Consider the following 12,397-nt stretch of genomic DNA (forward strand, 5'->3'; position numbering starts at 1 on the left):
GGCTCCATTTTTCAAATCAGACATGTTGAGTACCGCGCTGCAATGCTTCTTGAAATACGGTTCAGCGCGCGCGTCCGGGAGAAGGACGTGTGGTGCCGACAATAGGAGGCACGATAAGCGACCGGAGTATTCCCGTTTCATTAACCAGAATGAAATCGACGCCGAAAGGCTTTTTTTATTTTGTTGAGAATAGCTGCGTTCGCAGTTCATATTTAGACGATCATGTATGAATTATAGGCTCTACATGAAACATAATGAGTAGGATGATGAACATACATTTCAGGCTGTTTAAGGCTAAAAATACAGGTTAGCGATATCAAGATAACGATCCATTGTAAACCCGAACCAATGTAAGGGGATACAATTGAAACGTGCGATTTTTTCAATGAAAAGTAAAGATTTTCGTCTCAATTTGTAGTATGATGTTAAGAAAGTCTTTTACAGACTGTACTGAATTGTGAGATAGGGGGAGACGAATGACTGATCTAACGTTAACCGCAAACAAGACGAATTCCAACAATATGTTGCGGCGGGACGTTCGTTTTCTGGGTAATATACTCGGCGAAGTGCTCGTCCATCAAGGTGGTAATGAATTGCTTAACATTGTGGAGAAGATCCGCGAGCTTAGCAAATCGTTGCGTGCCGTATTTTTACCCGAGTTGTATGAGGAGTTTAAGCAACTCATCAATACGTTGAACCCCGAAATCCGACATCAAGTGATTCGTGCATTCGCTATCTACTTCCAGTTAGTGAACATTGCAGAACAGAATCATCGGATCCGTCGCAAACGCGATTATGAGCGCTCTGCAGGTGAAAGCATTCAACCAGGATCGATCGAAAGTGTGATCATGGAGTTGAAGGAGCGTAAAGTTTCCGAAGAAGAATTGCAAGAAATTATTGAAAGCATTTCTTTGGAACTTGTCATAACGGCGCACCCGACTGAGGCGATGCGTCGGGCCATTCTCGATATTCATAAGCGCATCGCTGATGATGTCACAATGTTGGATAATCCAACTCTGACACACCGTGAGCGTGAACAATTGCGAGATAAGCTGCTGAACGAAGTGATTACACTGTGGCAAACAGATGAACTGCGTGATCGTAAGCCAACTGTACTCGATGAAGTGCGCAACGGCTTATTCTATTTCAACGAGACACTGTTCGATGTTCTGCCAGATGTATATCATGAATTGGAACGCTGCCTGGATAAGTACTATCCATCCGGAGGATGGCATGTGCCTACTTACCTTCGATTTGGTTCTTGGATCGGTGGCGACCGTGACGGCAATCCTTCGGTTACCCATGATGTAACATGGGAAACATTGAAGATGCAGCGTACTCTTGCGATTCGCAAATACGAGGAGAGATTGAAGTCCTTATTCCGTACGCTTAGCTTCAGTACTACAATTGTATCTGTGTCTGAGGAGCTGCTTTCCTCGATTGCAGAGGACAGCCGCAATGTGACATTGACGCATGCGGGATACTGGAACAATGAGAAGGAACCGTATCGTATCAAGTTAATCTACATGTTCGAGAAGTTGAATAATATACTGGATGAGTCGACGAAGGGGACAGCACAGCGTTACAATAATCCGCTTGAGTTCTTGGAAGATCTGAGAATTATTGACCGGAGCTTGCGCCACCACTTCGCAGATTATGTATCAGACACGTATGTGAAGAAACTGATTCGTCAAGTAGAACTGTTCGGCTTCCACATGGCGACACTTGATATTCGTCAGCATAGTAAAGAGCATGAAAATGCGATGACTGAAATTTTGGCTAACATGAACATCGTGGACGATTACAGCAGCTTGAGCGAAGAGGAGAAGATTGAGCTTCTTAATCGCCTGCTGAATGATCCTCGTCCATTGATATCGGAATATATTCAATATAGTGAATCTACAACTGAAGTACTGAATGTGTATCGTATCGTCTATGATGCACAGAAGGAATTCGGTGAGAAATGTATTACAAGCTACTTGATCAGTATGGCGGAGGCAGCGAGCGATGTGCTTGAAGTCATGCTGCTGGCGAAGGAAGTAGGCTTGTTCCGCAAAGAGAAAGGCAAAGTACACTGCACATTGCAGGCTGTGCCGCTTTTCGAGACTGTCGACGACCTTCATGCCGCACCTGCGATCATGAAGACGTTGTTTGATTTGCCGATATACCGCAGTGCTGTTGAAGCAATGAATGATCTGCAGGAGATCATGCTTGGCTACTCAGACAGCAACAAAGACGGCGGTGCATTTACAGCGAACTGGGAGCTTCGTATGGCTCTGAAGGAACTGACGGCGTCTGCGAAGAAGTACGATGTGAAATTGAAGTTCTTCCATGGTCGTGGCGGTGCACTTGGTCGTGGTGGTATGCCATTGAATCGCAGTATTATGGCTCAGCCTCCACACACGATTGGTGGCGGCATCAAGATTACGGAGCAGGGTGAAGTATTGTCTTCCCGCTATTCCGTACAAGGTATTGCTTACCGAAGCTTGGAACAAGCTACTTCGGCACTTATACAAGCGGCTACGCTGGCTCGTACGCCGCATACGGATCTGTATGAATCGAAGTGGAAGGAGCTCATGGAGAGCATCTCCCAGGCTTCGCTGAAGAAGTATCAGGATCTGATCTTCCGTGATCCAGACTTCATGACGTTCTTCAAGGAGTCTACGCCGCTTCCAGAGATCGGTGAACTGAACATCGGTTCACGTCCGTCGAAGCGGAAGAACAGTGACCGCTTCGAAGACTTGCGTGCGATCCCTTGGGTATTCGCATGGACGCAGAGCCGGTACTTGCTCCCTGCGTGGTATGCAGCAGGAACAGGATTGCAGAGCTTCTATCAAGGCAAGGAAGAGAATATGGAAACAATGCGCCATATGTATCAGAATTATTCCTTCTTCCAGTCTATGATCGACAGCTTGCAAATGGCACTTGCGAAGGCGGATCTTGTCATTGCCAAGGAATATGCAGGCATGATTAAGGACGAAACCATTCGCGAGCGTATTTTTACGCAAATTGAGGAAGAATTCAAATTAACCTCTTCGTTAATCCTGCAAATTACCGGACAAGAGGATATTCTCGACAATGTTCCTGTCATCCAGGAATCGATTCGCTTGCGCAATCCATACGTGGATCCGCTCAGCTATATGCAGGTGGAACTGCTAGCAGAACTGCGCGAGCTTCGTGAGAACGAAGAGGATGATGCGGTATTGCTGCGGGAAGTTTTGCTTACGATTAACGGTATTGCAGCAGGGCTTCGAAATACAGGTTGATAATGTCGGAATGATCGATTTCCGCAGGCTACGTCGATACGTAAACAGCACGAAGTAGCGACGATGCAGTCGAGTCTTGAGCGATCGAGGCTCGACTTTTCCTGTGTTTACACATAGGAAAGAGTGCGTCGGCAAAGAAGAGCAGCATTGCTTCTGCATTGACACACTCGCACCCCTAGGGCAGCGACAGGCAGGGAACAAGGCTTCCCGAATGAGCCATTGTTCATTCACTGAATTCGGTGAATGATCGTGAGCACAGTAAGATACGTTGCTCCCAAGGTTCGCATTCCTGCTTACGATGTCCGGCATTGTCATTGAGGTGCAATGATTGAGAAGACATCGGCATAAGAGCAGTGAGGATGGAGGGAGACCGCTTGGATACGCTAGAACAACGGCTCGTGAGATTAGCTCGAAAAGGGGATACGCGAGCGTTTGCCGAGATTGTCGATTTATATAAGGATAAAATATTCCATCTTGCTTATCGCATGCTGAGCAATCGGCATGAAGCAGAGGATGTGGTACAAGATACATTTCTGCGTGTATATCGCAATTTGGATCGTTACGATGAGACTCAGAAGTTCTCGACTTGGATCTATCGTATCGGAACGAACCTGTGTATTGATCGCTTGCGCAAACGGAAGCCGAATTATTCCCTTGATGCAGAGATGAATGACCAGGAGGGCATTGACGGGTATGCGATGATCCCTAGCGATAATCGTACACCTGAGACATACTTGCTTGTAAGCGAGACTCAGAAAATGGTCCATGAGGCGATTGAGAGTCTCCCTGCAAAATATAAGACCGTGATGGTGCTTCGTTACTTAAAGGATATGTCGCTGCAGGAAATTAGCGATGTACTGGATATGCCTGTGACCACGATCAAAACGAGGGTGCACCGGGGACGAGAATTTCTCCGCAAGAAGCTGGAACGTAAAATCTGATAAAAAATAGCAGGCTAAAGAGTGAAACTATTTTGCATTCAAGTCGTATCGTATAACAAGCCGAATGAGCCCTAACGAAAATGTATAGAATGTTGGGAAAGACTTCGGTGCATGACGATACGTCCCAGATAGGGTCATCCTTCTTAATGTAGGATGCGCCATCGTATCTGATTGGAGACTCCATGAAAGGATTGGCTCAAATGGATTGCAAACAAGCCGTCTCATTAATGCATGATTTACTAGATGACGATTTGACACCGGAATATGCACTCGAATTGAAAGAACATATGCTTGCATGCCCGGATTGCCGCGAACGATTTCGTCAGTTAGAGGAGATGGATACTCTGCTGTACAGCTTCAATCACCGAGTGCAGCCTGTATCGGATGATTTGACGGCACGGGTCATGAGCGTTATACCGAAGCCGAAGCAGCAAAGTGCGTTCATGCTATGGGTCAAACGTCACCCAGCCATTACCGTCGCAGCCGTCTTTGTGTTGGTTATGATGACAAGTGCGCTAAGTATGTGGAATGCGGATAAGCAGCTTATGGTTAAGGGCGCTGATCTGAATGGAGTTGTCGTAGAGAATAATAAGGTCATCGTGCCTTCGGATAAAGTAATATCAGGTAACTTAACGATTCATAACGGAGTCGCAGAAGTGTACGGCAAAGTGAAGGGCGATGTAACCGTCATTGACGGGAAGCTGTATCAAGCATCTACGGCAAATATTTCGGGATCGGTTCACCAAATTGACGAAGCACTAAGCTGGATGTGGTACCAGCTTACGAACTTGTTCGGCACGGGGCCGTCGTTGCCATAACGAATGACAGTATCCGTATCTGTTGTACCGAGGCTCTCCTGCAGCTATTGCAGGAGGGCTTTTTTGTAAGGATGGATAAGAATGGGATATAAATTTTGCTTCATCAAGACGAAAAGGTTATAGTTATACATAGAGAGGTGCTTCATCTTCTCATCAGGATCTTATCAGGGGAAACGAACGCCGGGGGTACCTGCATGAATTATTTTGCGGACATGTCGTGGAAAGACACGATCAAGAATATCATCGATATTTTAATCGTTAGTTATGTAATTTATAAGCTACTTGTGCTCATCCGCGGAACGCGTGCTGTCCAGTTGCTGAAGGGGATCTTTATCCTCGTTGTGACTTGGGCGATCAGTACGTGGTTTGATTTGTATACGCTGAAATGGCTTATGAATCAAATGTTTACGTTCGGGGTTCTTGCGATCGTAATTATTTTTCAACCTGAGCTGCGACGAGCATTGGAGCAGTTGGGTCGAGGGAAAATGTTCGGTGGACGCGCGGTAGCAGAGGAAGATGAGACGGCTCGTGTTATTAGCGAGCTTATTAAAGCAGTTAATTATATGTCACGTCGTAAGATCGGTGCACTCATCGTCTTCGAACGTGTGACAGGGTTGAATGAATACACGGAGTCAGGCATTGCCATGAACTCCCGTATTAGCTCAGAGTTGCTCATTAACCTATTTATCCCGAATACACCACTGCACGACGGAGCAGTTATTATACAAGGCAGCCAAATTGCAGCAGCAGCTTGTTATTTGCCGTTGTCCGAGAATCCATTTATCAGTAAGGAATTGGGGACAAGACATCGGGCAGCTATTGGAATCAGTGAAGTATGTGATGCGATTTCTGTTGTCGTCTCCGAGGAGACAGGACAAGTGTCCCTTGCTATCAATGGACAAGTTGTGCGTGATATTAAGGAAGAATCACTCATATCCAAGCTGTTCGATGAGTTAAAGCCGAAGGCGAAGAAAGAACTAAAAATGTTCTGGAAACGAAAAGGTGAGCATCATGGATAAGTGGTTAATGAATAATAATGCAGCGAAGATTATCGCGTTAGTATTAGGTGTGCTTCTATTCGCTGTCGTACATAAAGACGATACAACGCCGACTTCTCCGCAGCCGCTCATGGAATCTCGCTGGATTGATGACGTGCAAGTACGGATTGTCGGATTGGATACGAAGCAGCAGGTAATTAAATCCATACGGCCGGATAAGGTTCGTATACAGGTTCGAGGCAAGCGGACAGCGATTGCTTCTGCATTGCCAGAAGATTATAAAGTAACACTTGATTTAACAGGCTATGGGAAGGGGAAACATGTGGTACAGCTCCGTCATGAGTTGCCGACTGGAATTGACTTGATGTCGATGGAACCGAGCAGTGCAACGATTGAGCTGGAGGATGTGCAGACGAAGGAGTACGAAGTACAGGTACAAACAGAAGGAACCCCTGCCAAAGGATATAAGGCAGGCACTCCAATTGTGCGTCCTTCGAACCGGGTCCATGTAACGCTTCCCGCATCTCGTATGGCTGAAGTAAAATCGATAGTAGGTGCAGTAAGTGTCGATAAGGCGAATGAGTCTGTCATCACGAAGCGGGTGAAGTTGACGGCGTATAATGCGAGAGGCGATGAAGTGGAGGGAGCAGTCCTGACACCATCTTTTGTCGAGGTCGAAGTACCGATCACGAAGCCATTCAAGACCGTACCGCTCCAAGTGAATTTGACTGGACAATTAGCGGAAGGACTTGCTGTGTCAGCCTTGTCTCCAGATGTCAATCAGGTGACCCTGTACGGCCCTCAGGAAGCGTTGGATAAGATCGAATACTTGGATAATGTACAAGTCGATTTGCGCCAATTTGAAGCTGCTGGGACGTATAAGATAAAGGTACAATTGACGCCGCCTGCGAACATTGAGAAAATAGAACCGAGTGAGATTACTGTCGAATTGCAAATTTCGGGTGTAAAACAGCGTACGATAACGGACGTTCCTATTACACTAACGGGCGACAATGACCGATTGGAGACGACAATTGCGGAACCGGCCTCCCGCAAGATGGACGTTATTGTTGTTGGCGCACCGAATCTGATTGATGCGCTGAAGGTAAGTGACATTCAGCTGATTGCGAATGTGAATGACTTGCCTCCTGGTGAGCATACAGTGAACTTGCAGGTAAATTTACCTCGGTTCGTTCGACGAGTGGATTCAACTCCACTAACGATCAAGGTCGTGATTAAGGATACGGAAGCGCCCGTAACGACATTGCCTGATCCAAAGCCTCCTACTTCGATCCCAGAAGAAGTAGGCAACGGCTCGACATCAGGAACCCAGAATGAGACGGGGCATCCAAGCAATCCATCGACCGACACTCATGAGAATCCGCCTTCCTCGAATGAAGCGGAAGGAACACCGTCCGATGCGGTGAACGGATCAGTGGAACATTCCAACTAGAGATGTGTGACATCTATGAATTGACGAATAGAATAATGAAAAATCAAATTTACGACGTGAGAATAGATGCTGCACAGGATGGATGTATGATCGAAGGTGCTAACTACAGCAGATCATATTGATTGATGGCAGCATGAAGGAGAAGCGAACGATGGGGAAATATTTTGGTACTGATGGTGTACGCGGTGTAGCGAATCAAGAATTGACGGCGGAACTTGCTTTTAAAATTGGACGCTGTGGAGGCTATGTACTGACGAAGCAGGCATCAGGCAAACCGAAGGTGGTTATCGGGATGGATACGCGTGTATCTGGCCGTATGCTTGAGGCTTCATTGACAGCAGGTTTGCTGTCAATTGGTGCAGATGTCATCCAGCTTGGGGTGTTGTCTACACCAGCTGTTGCATATTTGACACGTGTATTGGGTGCTGACGCAGGGGTTATGATCTCTGCCTCCCATAACCCTGTTCAGGACAACGGGATTAAGTTCTTCGGCAGCGACGGCTACAAGCTGCTTGATGAGACAGAACTTGAAATTGAGCAGCTAATGGATGCTGCTGAAGATGAGCTTCCTCGTCCAATTGGCGAAGGTCTCGGTACGGTTACAGTGGATACGGATGCGAAGTGGCGCTATGTAGAGTATTTGGAGTCAACCGTTGATCAACGCTTCGATGGTATGCGTATTGTGCTCGATTGTGCACACGGTGCTGCTTATGAGCTGGCACCACGCTTGTTCCGTGAACTTGGTGCAGAAGTAATCGCCATTGGCGCTGAGCCAACAGGTCTGAATATCAACGATCATTGCGGTTCAACGCATCCGGAAATGTTGAAAGAAGAAGTGCTGCGCCACAAGGCTCATTTGGGTCTGGCTTTTGACGGCGATGCGGATCGCTTGATTGCCATTGATGAACATGGCGAGGAAGTTGACGGCGACTTCATTCTGCTCATTTGCGGCGATGCAATGAAGCGGGCTGGTCGTTTGAATAGTGATACGATTGTAACAACAGTCATGAGCAACATTGGCTTCTTCAAGGGTGCTGAGAAGCACGGATTGAATACAGCCAAGACGGCAGTTGGTGATCGCTACGTTATGGAAGAAATGCGCCGCGGTAATTATAACTTAGGCGGTGAGCAATCCGGACATGTTATCTTCTTGGATTACAATACTACAGGGGACGGCATGCTGTCTGGTATCCAATTGGTTGCTAACTTGAAGGCAAATGGCCAATCCTTAAGTGAAGCGAAGTCGCTTATGCGCAAATACCCGCAAGTGCTGGTGAACGTGCGTGTTGGGGATAAATCGAAATACCAAGGCAATGCAGCTATCGAGAAGGCGATTGCGGAAGTTGAGCAGGAGTTGGGTGACAATGGTCGCGTGCTCGTTCGTCCATCCGGGACAGAATCCCTGATTCGTGTTATGGCCGAAGGCCCTGAGGCGGATATTGTAGAGGGATATGTAAACCGCATTGTAGAGGTTGTACAGAAAGAACTAGCTTAATAGGACTTGTTCAGAGCCGTTTGCCTGACGTTGTTAGGTAAGCGGCTTTTTTCCTATTTTCTGTAGCATTGTTGCGGAAAATGGCTAAAGTGAATATAATGTAAGAACATGTTCCGCAAATACAGAGTGGATAAGGCGAAGCCGATGCCTGGAAGCTCAGCCAAGAAGCCGGTGTATGATGCAGGAACAGCTTATGCTAGAGGATGAGCCAGTCCTCTTCGTAAGGAAGATAGGAAATAGAAAATTAGAAGATGATTCACATATAGAAAGTGAGGATTGTGAGGTTGGCAATGTAACGGGCAACCGTTCAAGAAGCGCCAGCGCTTGCTGCTGAATCGGCCATTGCAGCGAGTGGACGAGGTGGAGGTGTTCGAAATGTTCGGCGGGGACCTCCCGGTGTGTTACCGGCACCGTAAGAGCATTAGCGGAATGCAGGAGAGGCGACTTTCCTGACAACGCATGCTTACGCAGGTATGTTTGATAATGAGATGGAGATACACTTGCATAGTCAAGGCGTATCCATTTGGAGATACAATGCAGCTGATTATCGCTGCCATTAAGATTTAACTCAATTAACTACTAAGAATCGGGCTGTCTCGTGGATGGACAGAGCACACAGAGTCCAAGCTGGCTAACAAGCTTGCTTGTTGTGCTGCTTGGCGAAGTAGGTTATTACAAATTAGGCTGCTTCCCTCGTTATCCATGAGCTTATTGAACTTTATAAGTTATCCAATAATGCTATGCACTCACGCTTATGGGGCATGGACTTCTGTGTGCGACGTCGCCAACTGGAGAGGCCGCGAATAATCGGAGGTCTATATTATGTGTGGTATTGTCGGATATATTGGAGCTAGAAATTCTCAAGCGGTGTTGTTGGAAGGATTGGGCAAGCTGGAGTATCGTGGATATGATTCTGCTGGCATTGCTGTATTCACACCGGAAGGCTTGCAAGTGCGCAAGGCACAAGGTAGATTAGCTGTCCTTGCTTCTCAATTGGAGGATGAGCCGCTGCAAGGTTCGGTAGGCATTGGCCACACTCGCTGGGCGACACATGGCAAGCCTTCGAATGAGAATTCGCATCCACATACGGATGCATCGATGAAGTTCTCTGTTGTTCATAATGGTATTATCGAGAACTATATGGAGCTGAAGGAAGAGCTGATCGCGTCCGGAGTTGTATTCCGTTCAGAGACGGATACAGAGGTCATTTCTCATCTGATTGCTCAAGAGTATGACGGAGATATTGTGAAGGCTGTGCAGAAGGCTACAGCGCGTATGCGCGGTGCTTATGCATTGGCTGTCCTGACAGAGCATGAACCGGATAAGCTGGTCGCTGTTCGCTTCGCAAGTCCGTTAGTTATCGGTATTGGAGAAGGCGAGAACTTTATCGGTTCGGATATTCCGGCGATTTTGCAATATACGCGTCGAGTGTATATTTTGAACGACAACGAAATGGCCGTACTGACTAAGGACGCTGTCGAATTGATGACGTTAGAGGGGAATTTTATTTCTCGGGAAATGATTGTTGTCGATTGGGACGTGTTGACTGCGGAAAAAGGCGGTTACGACCATTTCATGCTCAAAGAAATTCATGAGCAGCCCAAGGCATATCGCGACACGATGCGCGGTAGAATGCAAGAAGATCGCAGTGGAATCAAGCTTCCTGAGTTGAAGCATTTGACTGCAGAGAAATTACAAGAAATTCGCAACGTGCATATTGTCGCATGCGGTACTGCTTATCATGCAGGTCTTGTCGGACGTACGCTGATCGAGCAATGTGCAGGCGTTCCCGTGGAGACAGATGTCGCTTCGGAGTATCGCTACCGTTCGCCAATTATTACACCACAGACGCTTGTTATTGTTGTCAGCCAGTCTGGTGAGACAGCAGACACACTCGCAGCACTCCGTGAAGCAAAACGCTGCGGTGCGACGGTTCTGGCGATTACGAACGTAGTAGGCAGCTCGGTTGCCCGTGAAGCAGACGATACTATCGTCACATGGGCAGGGCCTGAGATTGCGGTTGCTTCTACTAAGGCGTACACATCACAACTTGTTGCCTTCATGATATTCAGCCTGTACTGGGCAGAAAAGCTTGGCCTTCACGATCAGGCTTGGATTCGTGAGCAAATTGCTGCGATGCAGGCATTGCCGGAGCAGGTGGAGCGCATTCTGGAGCAATCTGACGAGCTGAAGCGGGTTGCAGAGGACATTGCGAAGCACGACAATATGTTCTTCATCGGACGTGGTCTGGATTATGCGGTAGCATTGGAAGGATCGCTGAAGCTGAAAGAGATCTCATATATTCATTCCGAGGCGTATGCAGCGGGTGAATTGAAGCACGGCACACTTGCCTTGATCGAAGAAGGAGTACCTGTCATCGCACTGGCTACACAGACTGCGCTTGTTGAGAAGACAGTGAGCAACATTAAGGAAGTGAAGGCGCGCGGCGGTGTCGTTTATGCGATTACTGACGAAGCGAATGCTGCTGCAGTAGAGAAGGCGGTAGATGGCATGTTCGTACTGCCAGCTACGCTGTCTCGCTTGTCTCCTGCCTTGTCTGTAGTGCCATTGCAGCTTGTTGCTTACTATGCAAGCTTGGCACGTGGCAATGATGTGGATAAGCCAAGAAACTTGGCGAAGAGTGTGACTGTGGAATAGAGAAGAGTATTGATTGAAGTTATTTTAATAAAGATTGATAAATTGTAATAAAGTTTGATTAAAAACATCTCACCTCTATAGATTTTAAGAGGTGAGTGTTTTTTTTTTTTTATTTATTGGAAATTTTGATAATATCACTTTGAAAATTATGAAGAAATGTACTTAAACTCCCTCAAAATGATTAAGTTTCCTCACTCAGACTCATGAATTCGCAGGATTTCACCCTATGGTAAATGTGAGGGAAGAAGACTTGTAGTAGCCGGTGACTTGGGGATCGTAGCAAGGGCATGCGAAAACAAAGGTGAGGCATCAACCACCTATATTATTCCATATGCGCACGTCTCCACTTCGCCTTAGCGATTCTCACTCCCATGTCTCAACGGGTCTAAGCCCTTTCATTCCTTCGTCACATCTAACCTAGGGGTGGAGGTTGGTCTTTCTAACGGAACGGGTCCGAGCCCTTTTGCTTAACTTCTCCCGATACTCCGTGCTTCTTGTTATCCTGCGAATGCATGAGCTAGTGAGGGAAGAATGTACTTAGGCTGCTTGCGGGAAAACTTTGGCTGAGTCATAGCCCTCGCAACTTTTTGCTAAGCCCACTAGCATTCGTGCAACTTTACCGCATAATGTCATAATGGATTTCATTTTCTTTAACTTCTTTACCTCGACGTTGAAATGGTGCAAAGCTCTGATATCCGAATTTGTCATAACCATACACATTGTCATGAGATAGAGAAACCTACGTAGACGAGGGCGGCCACGTTTGCT

At 46.9% G+C, this 12,397-nt stretch carries 7 protein-coding genes and 1 pseudogene; 7 read left to right on the top strand and 1 reads right to left on the bottom strand.

Going from position 1 to position 12,397, the window contains the following annotated elements; genetic code table 11:
* Positions 1 to 476: 476 nt before the first annotated feature.
* From ppc to glmS, 7 genes are all read left to right on the top strand, one after another.
* Positions 477 to 3,266 (top strand): phosphoenolpyruvate carboxylase, encoded by a 2,790-nt coding sequence (gene ppc / locus BLS15_RS28265; protein ID WP_021255709.1) that lies wholly within the window; start codon positions 477 to 479, stop codon positions 3,264 to 3,266.
* 374 nt (positions 3,267 to 3,640) lie between these two features.
* Positions 3,641 to 4,207, top strand: coding sequence for an RNA polymerase sigma factor SigW (sigW, locus tag BLS15_RS28270; RefSeq protein WP_021255710.1), 567 nt, complete (start codon positions 3,641 to 3,643; stop codon positions 4,205 to 4,207).
* A 200-nt stretch (positions 4,208 to 4,407) separates the two neighbouring features.
* Positions 4,408 to 5,025 carry a zf-HC2 domain-containing protein gene (locus BLS15_RS28275; protein ID WP_028532705.1) on the top strand — a complete coding sequence of 206 codons (618 nt, stop codon included), beginning with the start codon at positions 4,408 to 4,410 and terminating at the stop codon, positions 5,023 to 5,025.
* A 194-nt stretch (positions 5,026 to 5,219) separates the two neighbouring features.
* On the top strand, positions 5,220 to 6,044 hold the full coding sequence (cdaA, locus tag BLS15_RS28280) for a diadenylate cyclase CdaA (protein ID WP_021255712.1): 825 nt from the start codon (positions 5,220 to 5,222) through the stop codon (positions 6,042 to 6,044).
* Positions 6,037 to 7,476 (top strand): CdaR family protein, encoded by a 1,440-nt coding sequence (locus tag BLS15_RS28285; protein WP_021255713.1) that lies wholly within the window; start codon positions 6,037 to 6,039, stop codon positions 7,474 to 7,476. Before cdaA ends, BLS15_RS28285 begins: the two co-directional genes overlap by 8 nt.
* Positions 7,477 to 7,627: 151 nt before the next feature.
* A complete protein-coding gene (glmM, locus tag BLS15_RS28290; RefSeq protein ID WP_072727688.1) occupies positions 7,628 to 8,971 on the top strand; it encodes a phosphoglucosamine mutase in 1,344 nt (447 codons plus the stop codon).
* Positions 8,972 to 9,793: 822 nt separating this feature from the next.
* Positions 9,794 to 11,629: a glutamine--fructose-6-phosphate transaminase (isomerizing) gene (gene glmS / locus BLS15_RS28295; protein ID WP_021255715.1), complete on the top strand. Its 1,836-nt coding sequence runs from the start codon at positions 9,794 to 9,796 to the stop codon at positions 11,627 to 11,629.
* A gap of 537 nt (positions 11,630 to 12,166) precedes the next feature.
* On the opposite strand, the pseudogene BLS15_RS29245 reads toward glmS, so the two are convergent.
* Positions 12,167 to 12,397, bottom strand: a pseudogene (locus BLS15_RS29245) (IS110 family transposase); the annotation flags it as partial.

This window comes from Paenibacillus sp. cl6col (assembly GCF_900102125.1).
Classification (GTDB): Bacteria; Bacillota; Bacilli; order Paenibacillales; family Paenibacillaceae; genus Paenibacillus_B; species Paenibacillus_B suaedae.

What these genes read in the sequence shown, in the direction of transcription:
- ppc (WP_021255709.1), top strand. Translation starts at nt 477, where the DNA reads ATGACTGATCTAACGTTAACCGCAAACAAGACGAATTCCAACAATATG.
- BLS15_RS28275 (WP_028532705.1), top strand. Translation starts at nt 4,408, where the DNA reads ATGGATTGCAAACAAGCCGTCTCATTAATGCATGATTTACTAGATGAC.
- cdaA (WP_021255712.1), top strand. Translation starts at nt 5,220, where the DNA reads ATGAATTATTTTGCGGACATGTCGTGGAAAGACACGATCAAGAATATC.
- BLS15_RS28285 (WP_021255713.1), top strand. Translation starts at nt 6,037, where the DNA reads ATGGATAAGTGGTTAATGAATAATAATGCAGCGAAGATTATCGCGTTA.
- glmM (WP_072727688.1), top strand. Translation starts at nt 7,628, where the DNA reads ATGGGGAAATATTTTGGTACTGATGGTGTACGCGGTGTAGCGAATCAA.
- glmS (WP_021255715.1), top strand. Translation starts at nt 9,794, where the DNA reads ATGTGTGGTATTGTCGGATATATTGGAGCTAGAAATTCTCAAGCGGTG.